The 21,397-nt window shown below is 26.0% G+C and carries 22 protein-coding genes and 1 tRNA gene; 9 read left to right on the top strand and 14 right to left on the bottom strand.

What is annotated here, in order from left to right:
- Window positions 1–52: 52 nt before the first annotated feature.
- The gene (aroB, locus tag H0H49_RS00695) at window positions 53–1,153 is read right to left on the bottom strand and encodes a 3-dehydroquinate synthase (RefSeq protein ID WP_185864580.1); all 1,101 of its coding nucleotides are present in this window, start codon (window positions 1,151–1,153) and stop codon (window positions 53–55) included.
- A gap of 267 nt (window positions 1,154–1,420) precedes the next feature.
- Here aroB and H0H49_RS00690 point away from each other — a divergent pair, with 267 nt between their 5' ends.
- A complete protein-coding gene (locus H0H49_RS00690) occupies window positions 1,421–2,104 on the top strand; it encodes a DedA family protein (RefSeq protein ID WP_185864732.1) in 684 nt (227 codons plus the stop codon).
- On the opposite strand, the gene H0H49_RS00685 is transcribed toward H0H49_RS00690, so the two are convergent.
- Genes H0H49_RS00685 through H0H49_RS00675 form a run of 3 tightly spaced genes read right to left on the bottom strand, consistent with a single transcriptional unit; the run spans window position 2,093 to window position 4,126 of the window.
- Window positions 2,093–2,533, bottom strand: coding sequence for a nucleoside deaminase (locus H0H49_RS00685; RefSeq protein ID WP_238784963.1), 441 nt, complete (start codon window positions 2,531–2,533; stop codon window positions 2,093–2,095). The two genes, H0H49_RS00690 and H0H49_RS00685, sit on opposite strands and share 12 nt — an antisense overlap.
- A gap of 29 nt (window positions 2,534–2,562) precedes the next feature.
- On the bottom strand, window positions 2,563–3,171 hold the full coding sequence (locus H0H49_RS00680) for a 50S ribosomal protein L25 (protein WP_185864578.1): 609 nt from the start codon (window positions 3,169–3,171) through the stop codon (window positions 2,563–2,565).
- Between the two features lie 22 nt (window positions 3,172–3,193).
- Window positions 3,194–4,126, bottom strand: a complete 933-nt coding sequence (locus tag H0H49_RS00675; RefSeq protein ID WP_185864577.1) for a ribose-phosphate diphosphokinase — start codon at window positions 4,124–4,126, stop codon at window positions 3,194–3,196.
- Between the two features lie 67 nt (window positions 4,127–4,193).
- Here H0H49_RS00675 and H0H49_RS00670 point away from each other — a divergent pair, with 67 nt between their 5' ends.
- Window positions 4,194–4,994, top strand: a complete 801-nt coding sequence (locus H0H49_RS00670; RefSeq protein ID WP_185864576.1) for a thymidylate synthase — start codon at window positions 4,194–4,196, stop codon at window positions 4,992–4,994.
- Between the two features lie 14 nt (window positions 4,995–5,008).
- Here the strand turns inward: H0H49_RS00670 and thrC are convergent, their stop codons facing one another.
- Genes thrC through thrA form a run of 3 tightly spaced genes read right to left on the bottom strand, consistent with a single transcriptional unit; the run spans window position 5,009 to window position 9,765 of the window.
- The gene (thrC, locus tag H0H49_RS00665) at window positions 5,009–6,340 is read right to left on the bottom strand and encodes a threonine synthase (protein ID WP_185864575.1); all 1,332 of its coding nucleotides are present in this window, start codon (window positions 6,338–6,340) and stop codon (window positions 5,009–5,011) included.
- Between the two features lie 18 nt (window positions 6,341–6,358).
- Entirely contained in the window at window positions 6,359–7,312 is a 954-nt protein-coding gene (locus H0H49_RS00660) for a homoserine kinase (RefSeq protein ID WP_185864574.1), read from the bottom strand.
- Between the two features lie 5 nt (window positions 7,313–7,317).
- Window positions 7,318–9,765 carry a bifunctional aspartate kinase/homoserine dehydrogenase I gene (gene thrA, locus H0H49_RS00655; protein ID WP_185864573.1) on the bottom strand — a complete coding sequence of 816 codons (2,448 nt, stop codon included), beginning with the start codon at window positions 9,763–9,765 and terminating at the stop codon, window positions 7,318–7,320.
- A 308-nt stretch (window positions 9,766–10,073) separates the two neighbouring features.
- On the opposite strand from thrA, the gene H0H49_RS00650 reads away from it, so the two are divergent.
- The gene (locus H0H49_RS00650; RefSeq protein WP_185864572.1) at window positions 10,074–10,697 is read left to right on the top strand and encodes an urease subunit gamma; all 624 of its coding nucleotides are present in this window, start codon (window positions 10,074–10,076) and stop codon (window positions 10,695–10,697) included.
- Window positions 10,694–12,403 (top strand): urease subunit alpha, encoded by a 1,710-nt coding sequence (gene ureC / locus H0H49_RS00645; RefSeq protein WP_202983780.1) that lies wholly within the window; start codon window positions 10,694–10,696, stop codon window positions 12,401–12,403. Before H0H49_RS00650 ends, ureC begins: the two co-directional genes overlap by 4 nt.
- 11 nt (window positions 12,404–12,414) lie before the next feature.
- On the opposite strand, the gene H0H49_RS00640 is transcribed toward ureC, so the two are convergent.
- Both H0H49_RS00640 and H0H49_RS00635 read right to left on the bottom strand, forming a co-directional pair.
- Window positions 12,415–12,497, bottom strand: a tRNA-Leu gene (locus tag H0H49_RS00640).
- Window positions 12,498–12,519: 22 nt separating this feature from the next.
- Window positions 12,520–12,939: a deaminase gene (locus H0H49_RS00635; protein ID WP_185864571.1), complete on the bottom strand. Its 420-nt coding sequence runs from the start codon at window positions 12,937–12,939 to the stop codon at window positions 12,520–12,522.
- Between the two features lie 8 nt (window positions 12,940–12,947).
- Here H0H49_RS00635 and H0H49_RS00630 point away from each other — a divergent pair, with 8 nt between their 5' ends.
- Window positions 12,948–13,763: a TrmH family RNA methyltransferase gene (locus tag H0H49_RS00630; RefSeq protein ID WP_185864570.1), complete on the top strand. Its 816-nt coding sequence runs from the start codon at window positions 12,948–12,950 to the stop codon at window positions 13,761–13,763.
- Here H0H49_RS00630 and H0H49_RS00625 read toward each other — a convergent pair.
- Together H0H49_RS00625 and H0H49_RS00620 are read right to left on the bottom strand one after the other, a co-directional pair.
- Entirely contained in the window at window positions 13,756–14,253 is a 498-nt protein-coding gene (locus H0H49_RS00625; RefSeq protein WP_185864569.1) for a ribonuclease HI, read from the bottom strand. The genes H0H49_RS00630 and H0H49_RS00625 overlap by 8 nt on opposite strands.
- A gap of 35 nt (window positions 14,254–14,288) precedes the next feature.
- On the bottom strand, window positions 14,289–15,053 hold the full coding sequence (locus H0H49_RS00620; protein ID WP_185864568.1) for a lysophospholipid acyltransferase family protein: 765 nt from the start codon (window positions 15,051–15,053) through the stop codon (window positions 14,289–14,291).
- Window positions 15,054–15,150: 97 nt separating this feature from the next.
- Between H0H49_RS00620 and fbp the strand changes: the two genes are divergently transcribed.
- Together fbp and H0H49_RS03100 are read left to right on the top strand one after the other, a co-directional pair.
- On the top strand, window positions 15,151–16,161 hold the full coding sequence (gene fbp / locus H0H49_RS00615) for a class 1 fructose-bisphosphatase (RefSeq protein ID WP_185864567.1): 1,011 nt from the start codon (window positions 15,151–15,153) through the stop codon (window positions 16,159–16,161).
- Between the two features lie 186 nt (window positions 16,162–16,347).
- Window positions 16,348–16,512, top strand: coding sequence for a hypothetical protein (locus H0H49_RS03100; RefSeq protein WP_394798472.1), 165 nt, complete (start codon window positions 16,348–16,350; stop codon window positions 16,510–16,512).
- On the opposite strand, the gene H0H49_RS00605 is transcribed toward H0H49_RS03100, so the two are convergent.
- Complete coding sequence (locus tag H0H49_RS00605; RefSeq protein ID WP_185864566.1) at window positions 16,484–17,059, bottom strand: MarC family protein; 576 nt, start codon at window positions 17,057–17,059, stop codon at window positions 16,484–16,486. The two genes, H0H49_RS03100 and H0H49_RS00605, sit on opposite strands and share 29 nt — an antisense overlap.
- A 160-nt stretch (window positions 17,060–17,219) precedes the next feature.
- A complete protein-coding gene (pyrE, locus tag H0H49_RS00600; protein ID WP_185864565.1) occupies window positions 17,220–18,593 on the bottom strand; it encodes an orotate phosphoribosyltransferase in 1,374 nt (457 codons plus the stop codon).
- 73 nt (window positions 18,594–18,666) lie between these two features.
- On the opposite strand from pyrE, the gene H0H49_RS00595 reads away from it, so the two are divergent.
- Window positions 18,667–19,614 (top strand): dihydroorotate oxidase, encoded by a 948-nt coding sequence (locus H0H49_RS00595; protein WP_185864564.1) that lies wholly within the window; start codon window positions 18,667–18,669, stop codon window positions 19,612–19,614.
- Here H0H49_RS00595 and proS read toward each other — a convergent pair.
- Window positions 19,606–21,078 carry a proline--tRNA ligase gene (proS, locus tag H0H49_RS00590; protein WP_185864563.1) on the bottom strand — a complete coding sequence of 491 codons (1,473 nt, stop codon included), beginning with the start codon at window positions 21,076–21,078 and terminating at the stop codon, window positions 19,606–19,608. The genes H0H49_RS00595 and proS overlap by 9 nt on opposite strands.
- A 116-nt stretch (window positions 21,079–21,194) precedes the next feature.
- Here proS and rpmF point away from each other — a divergent pair, with 116 nt between their 5' ends.
- Window positions 21,195–21,386, top strand: a complete 192-nt coding sequence (rpmF, locus tag H0H49_RS00585) for a 50S ribosomal protein L32 (protein WP_185864562.1) — start codon at window positions 21,195–21,197, stop codon at window positions 21,384–21,386.
- The last annotated feature ends 11 nt before the right edge of the window (window positions 21,387–21,397 follow it).

Here is a 21,397-nt window from a genome sequence, read left to right as displayed (position 1 = left end):
TTTATTTAATTTTACGGAAATATAAATAATTGAAATTGAACTAAAAAAGAAATCAAAATTCACATTTCAATAAACTTTCTTTTATCAAAGAAAAAGGTACTTCACAATTATAAGAACATTCTCCTATTCTATTTATTAAAGAAAATATAATATTATTTTTTTCATTCTTTTTATCATGTTCCATAATCATAAATAATTTTTCTACATCTAAAGATGATAAAACATATTTTTTTTTAGGATAAAACGAAGAAATTGAATATTGTATTTCTTTATAATCTACCATAGGTAACCCATTAATTTTATGTGATATCCAGGATTCATAAATCATTCCATAAGCAACAGCTATACCGTGTAGTATTTTTTCTTTTTTTATCGTATTCGTATTTTTATTCATAAAATAACTTTCTAAAGCATGACCTATAGTGTGACCAAAATTAAGAATTTTTCTTAATCCTTTTTCTTTAGGATCTTGTGTAACTATTCTATTTTTTATAAATATGGATTTTTTAATCAGTTCATCAGATATTTCTTTATTTTTTTCCATTATCTTCACCTTGAATTTATTGATATAAATCCAAAAATTTTTATCTGCTATTAGTCCATGTTTTAACATTTCAGCTATTCCAGAAATAATTTCTATTCTAGATAGAGTATTAAGAAAAAGTGAATCAATAATTAATAATTCTGGTATATGAAAAGTTCCTATTTCATTTTTAATAGAATCTAAATTAACACCTGTCTTATAACCTATTGATGCGTCTACCATTCCCAATAAGGTTGTAGGAATGTTAATGAAAGGAATTCCACGTTTAAATATAGATGCAACAAAACCACCAATATCTGTTATTACTCCACCTCCAACATTTATGATTAAACTTTTTCTGGTAGCTTTGAATTTTTCCAAAAATTTACATATTTTAATACATGTATAAATATTTTTTTCTTTTTCTCCTGTTCTTATTTTAATAATACGAGATTTATTTAAAAATTTTACATGAGATAATATAATGGGAAAACAATGCTTGTAAGTTATATCATCTACTAAAATAAATACATTTTTTTGATCATACTCCTGATTAACTAGATAGTTATTTAAGATACAATAAGCTTCATCATTAAAGTATATTTTCGTTTTCTTCTTGCATAAATTCATCTTATTTACTTTATTTACTGAACAAAAGTAGTGAATTTTAATTTGAAATATTAGTCTAAATAATAGAATATTTTTCGTAACCAAAAAATTAAGAAAACAATACCTATTATTATAAAAATAATATTTGGTATCCATCCTAAGGTATCAATAGACATATATATGTTGTTGTATTCCATATAAAAAAATATTTTATTGAATTTAAATATTCAGAAATATATTTGAGAAATGGAGATATTTAAATTTGTTTTTCTTTATCATATTTGTAATATGTCAGATTTTTGGGATTTTATTCAATATTTATTGAATCCTAGATGGATTTTTTTCTATTTTGGAAATACAGCATTATTTATTCTTTTAGCAATTGTATTTGCAGAAACTGCTTGTTTTATTGGTTTTTTTTTACCTGGAGACTCTTTATTATTTACTGCTGGAATATTTGGAGAAAATTTATGTAAAAATTTTTATAATGTTCCTTTTTTTATTATCATACTAATTGTGGCATTTTTTGCTATTCTTGGAAATATACAAGGATATTGGTTAGGATATAAGTCTGGAGAGTTATTATATAGAAAAAAAGATTCCTTTTTTTTCAAAAAAAAACATTTAATTATAGCTAAATTGTTTTATAATAAATATAAAGCGACCGCATTAATAATGAGTAGATTTCTTCCTTTATTTCGAACTTTTTCTCCCATTATAGCAGGAGCTATTCGCATGAATTTTCGAAAGTTTATGATATACAATGTAATTGGAGCTATTTCGTGGACATTTTCCATTATGTTGGCAGGACATTATCTAGATAAGAATTTTCCAAAATTGAAAAATCATCTCGAATGGATTGTTTTATTGATAGTATTTACAACAACATTTCCAGTATTTTTTAAACTAATAAAAAGCAATAAAAAGAAAAGCAATAAAAAGAAAAGCAATAAAAAGAAATTATTGATTTAGTTTTTTATGTTTTATTCTTTTTTTTAAAAAGAATTTTTGTATCAAAGATTTACATTCATTTTTCATAATACCAGAAACAAATTCTGTTTTCGGATGTAATTTAATACCATAATATGAAAAACCTCTTTTACTACTATTATTTGCTCCACATACCACTTTTCCTATTTGAGACCAAAATAAAGCTCCAGCACACATAATACATGGTTCTAATGTGACATATAAAGTGCATTTTTTAATGTAATATTTTTTATTAAAGTATTTGTTAGCTAATACAATAGCTAATATTTCTGCATGTGCAATTGTATTATTTAATGTCTCTGTTAGATTATGGGTTTTTGCTATAACTATATTTTCAAACGTAATTGCCGCTCCTATAGGCACTTCATCTTTATGAAAAGCAACAACAGCCTCATTCAAAGCAATTTCCATAAAATAATGATCTTTTTTTGAAAAAAACATTATTTATTTTTTTGATCTTCTTCTTTATCTTTATTATCTTCTACTTTTTGAGTTAATCTAGAATTCTTTACTCTAGCTATGATAGTTTCTATAGGATGTAAAATAGTATATTTATCATTATTAGATAATAAATCTTTAACAGTGATTCTATCTCCTATATCCAAATGGCTAACATTTATTTTTATATCTTCAGGAGAATCAGATGGCATAGTTTTTATTTTCAATTTTCTTATTAAAGAAGAATACTCTCCTCCTTTAGTAACACCAATTGGTCGTCCGATGAATTTCACTGGAAGGTCTAAAATTATAGATTTTGATTCTTCAATTTTGCAAAAATCTATATGTAAAATTTTATCGCTAACTGGATCAAATTGTATTTCTTTTTGTATAGCTTTTATCTCTTGATCATAACCTTCTATTTTAATATTTACACCATATATACCACTACTATACCGCATTATTTTATTTAATTCTTTTGATTCAGTATAAAATGGAACATTGATATCCTTTCCATATAAAATACACGGTATGTTTCCAGAAATTCGGATGAAACGTATATTTTTTTTACTTATATCTCTTTTTTTTCCGTATATATTGACATATTTCATATCTACTACTACTATTGATTAATTAAATTATGAATTTATTGCTAATTGATTCATCATTATGAACAGAGTGCATCACTTCAGCAAAAAGTGAAGCACAAGATAATACTTTCATCTTTCCATTTTTTCCTTTTAAAGGAATAGTATCCGTTATGACTAATTCTTCTAAATCAGAATTTTTTATTTTTTCATATGAATTACCCGATAAAACTGGATGAGTAGCTATAGCACGAACACTTCTAGCTCCTTGTTTTTTTATTAAATTTGCTGCTTCTGTTAAAGTTCCAGCAGTATCTACCATATCATCTATAAGTATAATATTCTTGTTTTTAACGTTTCCTATAAGATTCATAAATTCTATTTCATTTGCCTTTTTTCTTTCTTTATAACATATGACCACATCTGTTCCTAAATAACCGGCATAGCTTCTAGCTCTTTTTGCTCCACCCATATCTGGAGAAGCAATAGTCAATTGATCCATATTTAATTTTTTAATATAGTCGATAAATATTCTGGAAGCGTATAAATGATCTACAGGTATATCAAAAAATCCTTGAATTTGATCTGCATGTAAATCCATAGTCATTACTCTTTTTGCTCCTGATGCAACCATTAAATTAGCTATAAGTTTTGCTGCAATCGGAGTTCTAGGTTGGTCCTTATGATCTTGCCTAGCCCATCCAAAATATGGAATGACTAGTGTTATATTTTGAGCAGAAGCTCTACGAGCTGCATCACACATTAATAATAATTCCATTAAATTATCTACTGGAGGGAAAGTTGATCCAATTAAAAAAACTCTTGATCCACGAACAGATTGTTCAAAACAAGGAGTATATTCTCCATCACTAAATTCCAAAAACCGTACCTTTCCTAAGAATTTTCCATAATGTTTAGCTATTTTTTTAGATAATTCTAACCCACTTCTTGTAGAAAAGAAGAGTACTTTTTGATTCATAGTTATGTTTTTTTTATGCAAAAATACTTTTTAAATTAAAAATAAATCTATGTATAAAATTTAATTTATGAAACAATACTTAAATCTATTAAAATACATATTGAAAAATGGAATAGAAAGAAGAGATCGTACTGGAATAGGAACTATAAGTTTATTTGGATATCAAATGAGATTTGATTTAGAAAAAGGTTTTCCACTTTTAACTACTAAAAAATTAAATATACGATCTATCATTCATGAGTTACTATGGTTTTTGAAAGGAGAAACTAATATACAATACTTAAAAAATAATAATGTCTCCATTTGGGATAACTGGGCTGATAAAAATGGAGATTTAGGCCCAATATATGGATTACAATGGAGAAAATGGCCTAGTTACAATGGTGATTTTATTGATCAAATAAAAAATGTTATAAAAGAAATAAAATCAAATCCAACCTCAAGAAGATTGATAGTATCTTCTTGGAATGTAGGAATGCTAAAAGATATGGCATTACCTCCTTGTCATGTTATTTTTCAATTTTACGTATCTGCTGATAATAGAAATCTATCATTACTTTTATATCAAAGAAGCGCAGATATTTTTATAGGATTACCATTTAATATAGCATCTTATGCTTTGTTATTGACAATGTTATCTAGAGTATTAGATTTAAAAGAAAAAGAATTAATTCATACTATAGGTGATGCACATATATATAAAAATCATATAGAACAAGTTCAATTACAAATACAAAGAAAACCGAAAACACTACCAGAAATTAGTATTAATCCATCAATAAAAAGTATTGATGGATTTTCTTTCAAAGATTTTAATTTAAAAAATTATTATCCTTTTCCTCATATTCAGGGTGATGTAGCTATTTAAAAACAAAATATTCATTAAACTCTTCCCAGTAACCAATTTTTGAAACTGGTAAAATCGTTTGACATAGATAAAACTTTTTTTTCTATTTCTCCTTTTTTCAAAAAAACTTTTAGTGTACTAGGAACTTTAATTTCATCTCGTAAAGATAATGGCATATTATCCAAAAATTTAATGGGATGAGCTGTTTCTAAAAAAATGGTTTTCAATGATGAAAATTTACTGTTTATTTCTTTTAAGTATCTTTTTATTCCCAAATATCCTATTGCTCCATGTGGATCCAATATATATTTATGTTTATTCCATACTTTTTCTATAGTATATAACGTTTCTTTATCTGTAAATCGATAAGAAAATAATTTACTCTTTAGTTGATAAAAATTTTCTTTACATAAAAAATTCCATATTCTAGGAAAATTATTTGGATTAGATATGTCCATAGCATTAGATATAGTTCTATTAACAGTCAACGGTTTATATTCTCCATATTTCAAAAATCTAGGAATAGTATCATTGATATTCGTAGAAGCAATAAAAAATTTTATAGGTAACCCCATTTCTTTTGACATCATTCCTGCACAAATATTTCCAAAATTACCACTAGGAACTGAAAAAATCAGTTTTTCATCATGTTTTCCTATTGTTTTATAAGCTAAAAAATAATAAAACATTTGAGGTAGCCATCTTGCTATGTTTATAGAATTCGCAGAAGTTAATATATATTTTTTTTGTATTTCTCTATCTGTAAAAGATTTTTTTACAATATTTTGACAGTCATCAAAGCTTCCTATAATTTCTAAAGGAAATATATTTTCACCTAATGAAGTAATTTGTTTTTTTTGCAATGAACTAATTCCATTATATGGATATAAAATAATAACTTCTATTCCAGATTTTTTGTAAAAACCCTGAGCAACTGCCCCACCTGTGTCTCCAGAAGTGGCGACTAAAATAGTTATTTTTTTTCTTATTTTTTTGTAAAAAAAACTCAAACAACCCGCCATAAATCTTGCTCCTACATCCTTAAAAGCTAAAGTAGGACCATGGAATAGTTCTAATACATAAACATTATCATGTATTTTTTTTAATGGAAATGGAAAAGATAAAGTATCACGAATAATCTGATCAATATAAGAATCTGGAATACACTCTCCTATATATGGTTTTATGACAGTCATACATATTTTATAAATATCTAATTCTTTTGTAATAATATCTTTAATAAACTTATTATCCAATATAGGAATATATTTTGGGACGTATAAGCTTCCGTCTTGACATAAACCTTTTAATACTGCTTTTTCAAAAGATATGAAATTATTATCATTTTTTAAACTATGATACAACATAATAATAATATAATTTTTCTAAATAATTTTAAACCATTTTACTCCATTTTGGTTAATAGGAGAAGTATAAGTTTTATAATCTACTTTTAATGTAGAATAAACACGATTCATGACTTCTGTCACTTTTTTTGCGATATCATTGCCTTTACTTAACATAAATACAGATGGTCCAGAACCAGAAATTCCTCCTCCTAAAGCCCCTATTTCTTTACATTTTATTTTTAATTCATAAAATGCTGGAATTAATGTAGCCCTTATAGGTTCCACAATTCTATCTTCTAGAGACCTACTTATTAAACCATAGTTTTCTTGATATAATCCAGCGATTAAAGCCCCTACATTCCCCCATTGATGAATAGCATCTGTCATTAATACCTTTTGTTTCAAAATCTCCCTAGCATCTGATGTTTTAATCTCAATTTGAGGATGAATGATACTAACCCATAATTCGCTAGGAGCATGAATTTTAGTAATATCTAAAGGATTATAACTTCTTACTAAAGTAACTCCTCCCATAATGGCAGGAGCAACGTTATCAGCATGAGCAGATCCACTTGCTATTCTTTCTCCTTCCATAGCAAACCGTATAAGTTGATTTTTATTAAAAGGATTTCCCAATAGAATATTAGCTCCAAAAACAACTCCAGCTGCACTAGCTGCACTTGAACCTATTCCACTTCCAGGATGAATATTTTTGATTAATTCTATTTCAAATCCTATTTTTTTTTCTTTATGAAAATTTTCTATTTGTTGATATTTTTTTAATAAAAATTGTAAAGCAACAAAAGCTACATTTTTTTTAGGATCAGTAGGTAAAGAAGTCCCATGTATTTTATGAATATGTATTCCTGGTGTATTAGATTTATACAAAAAAATTTCATCTTCTGGAAAGTCTAAAGCTAATCCAATGACATCAAATCCACAAGCTAAATTAGCAACCGTAGCTGGTGCGAATATTTTAACCCCCTTCATGATTTTTATTTAGTCGCTTTAATAATATCAGAAAACACTCCAGATGCTGTTACTTCAGCTCCTGCTCCAGCTCCTCTTATTATAAGAGGTTGTTCAGCGTAACGGTATGTATTATATAATACCATATTATCTTTTCCTTCTAATTGAAAAAATGGATGATTTTGTTGAACAGATTCTAATCCAACAAAAGCTACGCCATTTTCATAACGTGCAATAAATCGTAAACGTTGATTACATTTTTCAGCTTTATTTCTAATCTCAAAAAAATAATCTTTATACTTATGTAATTCTTGATAAAAATGATCGATTGAATTTGAATTCAAACAAGTTTCAGGAAGAAAATATTTTTTTTGTATATCACTTAACTCTAATGGAGCACCACATTCTCTTGCTAGAATCAGTATTTTTCGCATAACATCTAATCCACTTAAATCAATACGAGGATCTGGTTCGGTATATCCTTTTAATTGAGCTTCTTTTACTACTTCTAAAAAAGATTTTTGACCTGTAAAACAATTAAATATAAAATTTAAGCTTCCTGATAATACTGCTTCAATTTTATTTATTTTATCTCCACTATTTATAAGATCATTTAACGTACTAATTACTGGTAGACTAGCACCTACATTAGTTTCAAATAAAAAAGGAGCTTTAAAATGTCTAGACAAAGTTTTTAGTCTTTTATAATGTTCATAATCAGAAGAACAAGCAATTTTATTACAAGTAATAACTCCTATTCCATTTTTTAGAAACTTTTCGTACGTCATAGCCATTTCTTCACTAGCTGTATTATCAACAAATAAACTATTTCTTAAATTAAATTTCCAAACTTTTTCCATGAAGGAATATATATTCATTTTTTCTCCATTCTCATTGAGATATTTATTCCATTTACTTAAATTAATTCCATTATTATGGAAACACATTTTTCTACTATTGGCTAATCCTATTATCCTTACTTGAAGTTTTAACTCTTCTAATAAATAATTTTGTTGTTGATCTACTTGTTCAAGTAGTTTACTACCTACTTTTCCAACCCCGCAAATAAAAAGATTTATCTGTTTTGGAGGACTTTCGAAAAATGCCTCATGTAAAGTATTTAATGCTTTTTTAAAATCAACTTTTCTAATGACTGCTGATATATTTTTTTCAGTAGATCCTTGCGCAATAGCTCTAACATTAATACTATTCCTACCTAAAGAAGAAAACATTTTACCGCTAGTTCCATGAAGATTTTTCATATTATCTCCTACTACTGCAATAATACAAAGGTCCTTTTCTATTCTCAATGGATCAATACGCCTTTGGTGAATTTCTTGAGAAAATTCACTATCTATTCCTGTTTTTGCTTTTATTACATCCATTTCATGAATACCAGTAGTAATTGAATGTTCAGAAGAACTTTGAGTAATAAAAATGACATTTATTTTTTCACGTGATAAAGCTTCAAATAAACGTTTAGAATATCCAGGAATTCCTATCATACCACTTCCTTCAAGAGTAAGTAATGCCATATTCTGAATTCCAGATATACCGGTAACAGGTTGACTAATATTTGTATTTTTACTAATGTAAATTAAAGTACCTGTATCCATGGGAGAAAAAGTATTTTTAATTTGTATAGGAATGTGTTTTTTCATAGCAGGTTGTATTGTAGGAGGATAAATAACTTTTGCTCCAAAATGAGATAATTCCATTGCTTCTTCATAAGAAATTTCTTTAATAGGAAATGCCTGGTTAACTATTTTGGGATTAGCGGTCATCATCCCACTTACATCTGTCCATATTTCAAGTAAACTTGCAGATATAGCAGCTGCTAAAATAGCTGCAGTGTAATCGGATCCACCTCTTCCCAAAGTGGTGGTTTCATTTTCTAATGTAGATCCTATAAAACCAGGTAATACAATATATTCTGATATTTTTTCACGAAAAAATTGTACAATATTGTGATTGCTAGTAATGAAATCTACTTGAGCACATCCAAATTGAGAATCTGTAATGATCAAATCTCTACTATCTTTACAAACAGCATCTAATCCAGATTGTTTTAATTTTTCTGCTATAAGAAAAGATGAACTTAGTTCTCCAAAACTCATTATTTTATCTAAAGAACGTTTTGATAATTCTTCTACTTGAAAAATACCATCACATAAACTTTCTAAATCATTAATATTTTTTTTTATCCAACTAATTAAATGGCTTTGATAAGTAATTGGAAATAGTTTTCTTATAATATTGATATGACGTATTTCTATTTCTTCTAATATATCTTTATAACTATTTCTTCTTTTGGAAGCTAACTTACCACATTCTATCAATTGATCCGTAATATTTCCTAATGCAGAAACAACGATTGCATATCTTCCTTTTGGTTTTTTTTCTAATAAAGAACAAATACGTTTTATTGCATCAGAATGAGCAACGGAACTTCCTCCAAATTTTAAAACTTGCATTTTTTAAATTATTTTTTAATAACAATTTTCCCTCTGTTGATAGCAAAAATAATCATTATTTATGGAGGGTTGTTTTTTATTTACTTCTTAAACTTAAAGATTAGATTGAATAAAAAATTTCATGTTCATTATTTTTCTGAATCAAATATTCTATGATAATGTAAGTTTTTATCGCGATATCTTAATATATATCATAAGAAGTTAATATTAATATCGAATAATATTTCATAACTTTAAAAAATTCATTTAAATTTTTGTTATAATGACATTTTTATTTTGTTTGTGAACAGAAATAACTAAAAGATAGTATGCATTTAACTTTTTATGAAAAGGAAAAAATTCTTCTGCATATGGCTGGGGAATTAGCAAAAAAACGTTTAAAAAGAGGATTAAAACTAAACTATCCTGAATCTCTAGCATTGATAACAAATTATGTTATGGAAGGTGCTCGTGAAGGAAAAACAGTAAAAAATATTATAAAGGAAGCTGAAAATATTCTTAAAAATGAACAAGTTATGGATGGAGTTCATGAAATGCTTAATAATGTTCAGGTAGAAGCAACTTTTCCTGATGGAACAAAATTAGTAACAATACATAATCCTATTAAAAAAAAAGGATCTTCGAAAATTATTCCAGGACAATATGATCTTCTTAAAGAAGAAATTGTTTTATTATCTGGAAGGAATCGCATAGAAAGAATAGTTTATAATTCTGGAAATCGCCCTATTCAAATAGGGTCTCACTTTCATTTTTACGAAACTAATACTGCTCTTATTTTTGATAGAGAAGGGACCAAAGGTTACAAACTTGATCTACCTTCTGGTAGATCAATTCGGTTTGAACCAGGAGAAACAAAAGAAGTAATTTTAGTAGAAATAGGAGGTGATAAAAAAATTTACGGTTTTTCAGGGAAAGAAAATACAAAAGTATGAAAAAAATAGATAGAGAATCTTATGCAAGTATGTATGGACCTACAATAGGTGATAAGATTCGTTTAGGTGATACATCTTTATGGGTTGAAATAGAAAAAGATTACACTATTTATGGAGATGAATGTGTTTTTGGAGGAGGAAAAGTGATTAGAGATGGAATGGGTCAACATCCATTAGCAACAAGTAAAAAAGGAGTTTTAGATTTAGTTTTAACTAATGCTATTATTATTGATCATTGGGGGATTGTCAAAGCAGATATTGGAATTAAAAATGGATTGATAGTAGGTATAGGAAAATCAGGCAACCCATACTTTATGGATGGTGTAGATCCAAATATGCATATTGGTGCAGGAACAGAAGTAATTTCTTCAGAAAATATGATAGTTACAGCTGGTAGTGTTGATAGTCATGTACATTATATATGTCCCCAGTTGTTTGAAGTTGCTCTAGAAAATGGAACTACTACTATAATAGGAGGAGGATCAGGCCCAGCTACTGGTAGTATAGCTACTAATTGTACTTCAGGTATTTGGAATATACAAAGAATGTTAAAAAGTACAGACCATGTCCCTATCAATTTTATTTTTCTTGCAAGTGGTAATAGTTCTAATCCAAAAGCTTTAATCGAACAAATAGAAGCTGGAGCAGGTGGATTAAAAATTCATGAAGATTGGGGAAGTACTCCATATGTTATAGATCAATGTTTAAACGTTTCAGAAAAATTAGACATTCAAGTAAATATACATACAGATTCATTAAATGAATCTGGTTATATAGAAGATACTTTAAAAGCTTTTAAAGATAGAACTATTCACACTTATCATACAGAAGGAGCTGGGGGTGGCCATGCACCTGATTTATTAAAAGTAATATCATTTCCTAATGTATTACCTTCATCTACAAGTCCTACTATGCCTTATACATACAATACAATCGATGAACATTTAGATATGTTAATGATTTGTCATCATTTAGATTCTAATCTTCCAGAAGACATTGCATTTGCTAAATCTCGTATAAGATCTGAGACTATTAGTGCAGAAGGGGTATTACATGACATAGGTGCTATAAGTATGACTAGCTCTGATTCTCAAGCTATGGGAAGAATAGGAGAAATTGTTAGAAGAACCTGGCAAACAGCTGATAAAATGAAAAAAGAAATAGGACCTATTAAAGAGGATCAGAATACAAAAAACGATAATTTTAGAGTAAAGAGATATATATCAAAATATACGATAAATCCTGCTATTACACATGGTATTTCAGAATATGTTGGATCAATTCATATTGGAAAAATGGCCGATTTAGTATTATGGAAACCTTCTTTTTTCGGAGCTAAACCAGAATTAGTAATCAAAGGTGGAATGATAGCATATGCTAGTGTAGGTGATCCGAATGCTACTATTCCTACTCCGCAACCATTTATGTATAGAAAAATGTTTGGTTTTTTCGAACCAAAAATAAGTAGTGTTTTTATTACAACAAATGCTATTAATAATTCATTTTTTTCAAAAAATGAAATAAAAAAACAAATAAAAGTAGTAAGAGGATGCAGATCTATTTCAAAGAAAAATATGATTCTTAATGAAGAAACTCCAAATGTAGAAATAGATCCAAAAACTTATAGTGTTTATATAAATGGAGAAAAAATAATTTCTAAACCTTCTGATATTTTACCATTATCTCAAAAATATTTTTTATTTTAAAAATACAAAAATACCCAGGGCGGGATTCGAACCCGCATGATATAAAATCATTGGATTTTGAGTCCAACGCGTCTACCGATTTCGCCACCTGGGTGTGTATATTTTTTTATATAATATTAAAAATTTAATTTTTCTACTTTTATTTGCATTCTTTTCAAGAAAAAATATATATCATTAGTTTTTTTATTATTTTCATATAAATATATGACTTTTTTTATACTAGATAAGTAAATTAATTTACTACATTCTTTACATGGGAAATGTGTGATATATATAGAAGCTCCATCACAAGATAAAGATGAAGAAGATGTTTTTAATATAGCATTAGCTTCAGCATGTAATACATACCATTTAGTTTTTCCATCTATATCTTCACAAATATTATCGAAACCAATTGGTGTATGATTATATCCGTCAGATATAATCTTATTATTTTTTACTATAATAGCTCCTACTTTCTTTTTTTTGCAAAAAGAAGACTTTGAAATACAAATTGCTTGACTCATATAGTAAATATCATCATTTTTTTGAACCATACAGGATAATGAAAAAAATATTATACAGTTTAAAAAATACAAAAATTAAAAATTTAATAAAAAGTTATAAAAGCATAAATAAAAAAAATAAACTTTTTATTGTAGAAGGAATAAAAGAATTTGAAATGGCGGTAAAAGGAAAATTCTATCCGATAGAAATATTTATATGCGATGAAATATTTGAAAAATATAATTTGGTGAAATTATTTAAATCAATAATTTTTTATATCAGTATAAAAGTTTTTCAAAAAATTTCTTATAGAGAAAATTCTGGTGGTATTATTGCATTGTTCAAAGAAAAAAAAATGAACACATTAAAAAATATAAATATATGTAAAAAAAATGCTATAATACTTATTCTAGATGGAATAGAAAAACCTGGAAATATAGGTTCTATATTAAGAACAGCAAATGCTGTTGGAGTAAATATGATTATATTATGTAATATGAAAACTTATATTTTTAATTCCAACGTAATTAGATCCAGTTTGGGAAGTATTTTTACAATTTCTATCTTTATAGAAAAAAAAATGGAAACTATTTTTCATTGGTTGAAAAAAAATAATATAAAAATATTAACAACTGGTTTTCATAATAATAGTCATTATGTTGTTAAAAACATATATAAAACAAAATTGTATTATGATCGTATTGCTATTGTTTTTGGATCTGAAGATAAAGGTGTATCTAGTATTTGGTTAGATAAAGCTGATCATATAATAAATATACCCATGTTTGGAGATATAAATTCATTAAATGTTAGTAATGCAGTTTCTATTATAATTTATGAAATAATTAGACAAAAATATTATGTAGCTAAATAATAATATTATTATTTTTTTCATAAACATAATCTATTTTTAAGTTTTTATTTTTTTTAGCTGCTGCCGTAGATAAACGATCACAATAATCATTGATATAATGATTACTATGGCCCTTGATCCATTGAAAAATAACATAATGTTTGTAAAATAAGGGTAAAAATCTTTTCCACAAATCTGCATTTTTTTTTTTGTAAAAATTATTTTTCTTCCAATCATCAATCCATTTGTTTTGAATAGTATTCACTATATATTTAGAGTCGGTAAAAACGATAATATTTTGTTTTTTTTTTTTAATGTTTTCTAATCCAACTATTATAGCTAGCAATTCCATTCGATTATTAGTAGTATAGCGATATCCTTCAGATATCACTTTTTTAGCATAAGACAATCCAATAATCATTTCTTCTATAAATACTCCATATCCTCCTGGACCAGGATTTCCTCTAGAGGATCCATCAGTATAAATATAAATTTTTCTATTATTATTCATTATTTATTAAATATTAAAAAATTAACGATTTTTATTTATTTTTTTGCTTCTTTTTCAAATTTTTCTAATTGATATTTAATTATATTAAAACATTTTTCTTTTAAATAATTTTTATCCTTGAGTGACAAATTTTTTGTAGATATAGAATGATGTTGTTTAATTCTTATTTTACCTGGAGATCCTTTAATAATCGAATTGCTAGGAAATTTAGTTTTTATATCTGCTATAGTAAATGGAATAATAGGAATCTTTTTTATGATAGCTATAAAAAAAGCTCCGTTTTTAAAACGATCTAAAAATATAGAAGGATTTGGAACTCTTCCTTCTGGGAAAAGACAAACACTTTTTCCAGAATCTATTTTATTCTGAACCTTTTTAAATACTTGCATACAACTAGATAAGTTTTTTCTATCTATCAAAACGTTACTTTTTTTGTAAACAAAACCAAAAAAGGGTAGTCTAGCCAATTCTGATTTGCCAACAAATACTATAGGGTGGTTTCTCATAATAGAGAAAATTAACATAATATCCATGATAGAACTATGATTACTGATAATTATGTATTGTTTTTTATTATCTAATATTTCCTGTTCACCATCTATTTTCAGTTCATACCAAAATCCCATAAGAAATAGATTGATTCTTGCCCATATTTGATAAAACCAATATGCAATTGGATAATATTTATCTTTAAACAAAAATGGAATAGATGCCCCTGCCAATAATGGTACTAAAAATATATTGATAAGAACAAACCACATACGCCATAACAATATTAATGATATTTGTATTATTCTCATCGAAAATAAAATTAAAAAAATATCTAAAATTATAAAGTTTATTTTTTATAGATAAACTTGAAAAAGTTATTCTAAAAAGTTTAATATTTATAAAATTATGTATTCATTAGGAGAATTTATTATAAAAAATAGAGATCATTTCCCATATTCTACGGAATCTTTATTACGTTTATTTAGTTCCATAAAACTAGCTTCTAAAGCTATACATAAAGAAGTAAATAAAGTAGGATTAACGGAAGAACTAATAGGTAGTTCTGGGGTAACTAATATTCAAGGAGAAAATCAACAAAAACTAGATAATTTTGCTCATAAAGCATTTATTGAATCTTTTAAAAGTAGAAACGTTGTTTGTGGAATAGCTTCAGAAGAGAGTAAAGATTTTATAATAATAAATGGAAAAAAAGAAAATTTAACTCAGAATCAATATATTGTATTAATAGACCCACTAGATGGATCATCAAATATAGATGTTAATGTTTCTATAGGTACCATATTTTCTGTTTATTTGAGAAAATCTTCTATCAAAATGAATTTAACAATCAATGATTTTTTACAGAAAGGTAGTCAACAAATTTTAGCAGGATATATTATTTATGGATCTTCTACTATATTAGTATTTACTATTGGTAAAGGAGTTCATGGATTTACTTTAGATCCTTCAGTTGGAATATTTTATTTATCTCACCCAAATATTTTTTTTCCTGAAATAGGAAATATTTATTCTATTAATGAGGGAAATTATGCTAATTTTTCTAATGGAATTAAAAAATTTATAAAATATTGTCAAGAAAAAAAAGAAAATCGTCCTTATACAGCAAGATATATTGGATCTTTGGTTGGAGATTTTCATAGAAATATGATAAAAGGTGGAATATATATTTATCCTAAAACATATTCATCTCCAAATGGAAAATTAAGATTGCTTTATGAATGTAATCCTATAGCTTTTCTAACGGAGCAAGCGGGTGGAAAAGCATCTGATGGTAAACAAAGAATTTTAGATATAAAACCTACTCAATTACATCAGAGAACTCCATTTATTTGTGGACCTATTAATATGGTTACTAAATTTGAAGAATTTATCATGAATAATAATAAATCATCATGAAAATAAAATTAAAGAAAAAGAAAATTTTTGAAGAAATAATTAAAAATGGGAAATACATTTTTGTTTTTCCTATTTCATCAGTTTTTTTATGTACAAAAGAAAAAAACAATAAGTATCCGATTTTAATCGGAACTATAGTAAAAAAAAAATTTTAAAAAAGCTGTACACAGAAATAGAATAAAACGTTTGTTGCGATCTTCTTTTTTAATCAATAAATTTCTTTTAGAAGATACTTTTTTTTACATTATATTTTTTTATAAATCTCATCACTTACCTAAATTTAAAGAAATAGATAGGTCTATAAAAATAATTTTTCGTCGGATTATGGTTGAAAAATTTGAGCAGCATTAGCTCCAAATATTTTAACTGCAAAAGCTAATAAAACAATTCCAAATATCTTTTTTAAGATATCTAATCCATCATTTCCTATTTTTTCAGCAATAAAATCACATTTATCTATGACAAAATAGACGACAATCATGTTAAGTATTAAAGATAAAAGTATAATATTGACATCGTAAGTAGTTCTTAATGAAATCAGAGTGGTTAATGATCCAGGTCCTGCTATTAGTGGAAATGCTATTGGGACAATAGAAGTTTGTGCATTTTTTTTTACTTTATGTAAATCAATTCCTAATATCATTTCCAAACCAATAAGAAATAAAACAATAGATCCAGCTATGGAAAAAGAATGAACATCTACTCCTATTATTTTTAACATAGGTTGTCCTAAAAATAGGAAAGATAAAAATATAATAAGAGAAGTTATTATAACTTTTTTAGTTTCTATAATATTTCCCTTGGATTTAAATCCCATAATTATAGGAGCATTTCCCAAGATATCTATGATACTAAAAAGTATCATAAAACAACTAATTAATGAATTAACCCATTCCATATTGAAAATTTATTCGAAAAATCCTATTTTCTAAAAAAATAGTTTATGTAAAATTATTCTGATCATAAAACAGTATTCAACATTTATAACATACAAATTAAATAAAATTACAATCAGTATCATTAATTTTAAAAAAAAAACTTACATGAAGTAATCAATTTTAACCTTTTTCAAGGTTTTTTTCATAAGCTTTCCATGCTTCTTTTCTATATTTTTCTGCTTCTATTACTGGATTTTTTGACTGATAAATCGCTTTTCCAACAATAATAAAATCAGTTTTATTTTGTTCAAAAGCTTGTATGGGATGAATGTAATCTTTTTTTTGATGACATCCAGGATTGGAAAAATGTATTCCAGGATTAAATAGCAATAATCTGTCATCAACTTTTCTTTGAGCTACAGTTCCAATTACTTTTGGATTTTTTAGAGAAATATTTAATACTTTTCTGATATAATTATCATCAGATAATCTGTCATGAGAAGACATTTCAGATACAGTAACCAATCCTATATTACAAGGAATGTTTAATTCTTGAATGCTGTTTTTTCCAGAAAGTAAATGAACTGTAATAATATCTGCCCAAGAAGAAATTTTATGAATTCCATAATGAATTTGAAGATAATTGATATGAGCTACATCACTTAATTTTCTATCTTCTAATAATAGAAATTTTTTTTCCAGTGATATTTTTTTTAGAGAAGTAATAAATGATGAAGAAAAATCATTAATGATATCTGCATGAATTTTTAATCCACAAATTATATCTCCAATTGAGTATACCAATTCAAGTATTTCATTAGAATAAATTATATCTGCAGAAAATATTAAATTTGTTTTTTTTTCCAATGAAATATCTATAAGTTTTTTTCCAATAGGATGATTTATTTTTTCTTTTTTTTCTTCATAAGAAAGACGTTTTTCATGAATATTCTTTTTTTCTTTTTTATTAAAAAATAGATGAATTATGTGTAATTCTTGTTTTTTTAATAAATTATTTTCATTTAACACATTCAATATATCTCCTATGCGAAATAAAGTTTGGATACTGTATCCTTTTTCTTTGATATTTTCTATACCTCCTTGTTCTCGGTCAAGAATAGACATAATATCTTTTATAATCAAACCTTCTTTTTCAAGGTCTATTATAGTTTTTAATAAACTATCTCCACTTGTAATAACATCTTCTATAAGAAAGCAATTTTGCCCTTTTTTATAAATACCTTCTATCATTTTTTCTGTTCCATAACCTTTATTTTCTTTTCTTTTAATTATTAAAGGAACATTTGTTCTTAATGATAATGCAGTAGCTATAGGCAAAGCAGCATATGGAACCCCACAAATTAGTTCAAAATCGCTAAAATTTGTTTTATTAATTAATAAATCAGATAATTTTATTAATAAATCTGGTCTAGAAGCTATTGGACGAAAATCTATATATATCGGAGATTTTATACCACTTTTTAAAGTAAAATTACCGAATTTTATGATTCCTAAATCATAAATTTTTAAGAAGAAATGTTCTTTTTTTTCCATAAAAAAAACTGTTTTAGTAAAGTTAAAAATTTTAAAATTCTATAAGTTTGAATATTATTATAATTTATTTTTCATGGACAAGAAAAAAGTAAATATATCTATTAGCATAAAAGATATAAAACTATCATCATGTATAATGAACGCATCAGGTGCTATTTGTACTACAGAAAAAGAATTAAATGATCTTTTAAAAAGTTCTTCAGGCGCAATAGTAACAAAAAGCTGTACATTTTTTCCTAGAAAAGGAAATGTAAAACCAAGATATTTTTATTGTGAATATGGAAGTATAAATTCTATGGGGTTACCTAACCTTGGTATAGATTTTTATTTAGATTTTTTGGAGAAAAATAAAACTGAAAAACCTATTTTTTTATCCATATCTGGTTTATCTATAGAAGAAAATTGTTTTCTTCTTAAAAAAGCTTCTTTATCCTCAAAAGTTACTGCTGTAGAATTAAATTTATCATGTCCTAATATTCTTGGAGAAGAAGAAATCATAGGATATGATTTTTATAAACTATCCTATTTTTTAAAAGAAATATTTAAGTTTTATAAAAAACCTTTGGGTTTAAAGTTGCCTCCTTATTTTAAGGAAATTCATATTAAAAATGTTGCTATTATTTTAAATCAGTTTCCTATTTATTTTGTAACCTGTATTAATAGTATACCTAATGGCATTTTTGTTAATTCAACAACTGAGTCCGTAGTAATATATCCAAAAAAAGGTTTTGGAGGTATAGGTGGGCTATCAATTAAACCATTTGCATTGGCTAATATTCGTTTATTTCATCTTTATCTAAGAAAAGAAATTTCCATTATAGGATGTGGAGGAATTACCAATGGTGTAGATATTTTTGAACATATTTTGTGTGGAGCATCTGCTGTTCAAGTAGGAACTCAATTTATTGAAGAAGGAATTTCAATTTTTGATAGATTGAAAAAAGAGTTAATTTCTATTTTAGAAAAGAAAAATTATTCATCTATAGATAATTTCAAAGGAAATTTGAAAGATTTAGTATGACTTAGAAAATATTACTCTTTGAGAAGAATTATTTCCAGAATATATACATTTTCCTTTTTCTTTACCAAAAGAAATTGGAATAAGTCGTATTGTAGCTTCCGTATCATTCTGAATTTTTTTTACTGTATTTTTATCACCATCCCAATGAGCTAAAATAAAACCACCGAGACGATGCATTCTTTCTTTAAAATCATTGTAATCATCTAATTTTACGGTCATTTTTTTTGTTCTATTCAAAGCTTTTTGATAAATGTTTTTCTGTATTTCTTCAAGCAAATGAGTAATATTTTTTTTCATATCCATTAAAGTGATATACATTTTTTTATATGTATCTCTTCTGAATATTTCCAATTTTTCATTTTTTATTTCATTTTTTCCTATACTAATTCGTATAGGAACACCTTTCATTTCATATTCATAAAACTTCCATCCAGGAGTGAATATTTTTCTATTATCATATTTTACACGTATTTTTTTTTCTTTTAAAATATTTAAAATTTTTATTGATAATTCATCTATTTTTGATTCTTCTTCCCCATGATCATTATGATATATAGGAACAATAATAATTTGTATAGGAGCTATTTTCGGGGGTAGTATTAATCCATTATCATCAGAATGAGACATTATTATTGCACCAATCAGTCTAGTGGAAACACCCCAAGAAGTGGACCAAACGTATTCTTTTTTTCCATGAAAATTAGTAAATTGTACATTAAAAGCTTTTGAAAAATTTTGTCCCAAAAAATGAGCTGTTCCTATTTGCAAAGCTTTTCCATCTTGCATCATTGCTTCTATACAATATGTTGTATCAGATCCATGGAATTTATCCATATAAGGTTTGATACCTTGTAATACTGGAATTCCCATAAATTTTTCTGAAAATTCCGTATATATATTCAATATTTTCTTAGTTTCTTCTATTGCCTCTTTTTTTGTTGAATGAGCAGTATGTCCTTCTTGCCATAAAAATTCATTAGTTCTAAGAAAAATACGAGTACGCATTTCCCATCTAATAGCATTTCCCCATTGATTAAATAGAATAGGCAAATCTCTATAAGACTGTATCCAACGCTTATACATTTTCCATATAATGCTTTCAGATGTAGGTCTAACTACTAATTCTTCTTGTAATCTTGATTCAGGATCAATTACTAATTTTTCTTTTTTCTTAATTAATTTAGAATGTGTTACTATAGCACATCCTTCAGAGAAAATTTTAGTATGTTCTTTTTCTAATGAAAAAGAAGTTTTAGGAATTAATAAAGGAAAATAAACATTTTCATGACCTGATTTTTTTAACATTTTATCTAATTTTTCCTTCATTATTTCCCATATAGAATATCCATATGGTTTCATCACCATAAACCCGCGAATACCAGAAAATTCAGCTAATTTAGACTTATCAATTATTTCATTATACCATTTAGAATAATTTTCACTACGTTTAGTTATTCGATTCATAAAATCATTAAAGAAAAGTAAGTAATTGAACAATTAATTATACAATATATAAAAATAATTTTTATTAACACATTTGAATTTATTTCTAAATTAGTGATTTAATTCAATAAAATAATATGGCACATCCTAAAAGAAAACAGTCTAAGTCTAGAAGAAATAAAAGAAGAAGTCATTTAAAGATTAAAGAACCTTTATTAGTAAAATGTTCTTTAACAAATCAAAAACACTTATATCATCATGCTTTCTGGTATAACAATAAATTATATTATAAAGGAAAGATTTTGTATAGCAAAGAAGATCCAAAATAATATAATATTTG

The organism is Blattabacterium cuenoti (assembly GCF_014252035.1).
Taxonomy (GTDB): domain Bacteria; phylum Bacteroidota; class Bacteroidia; order Flavobacteriales; family Blattabacteriaceae; genus Blattabacterium; species Blattabacterium cuenoti_Z.
Note: the sequence above shows the minus strand (reverse complement) of the source record. Positions and strands in the feature narration are given on the sequence as shown.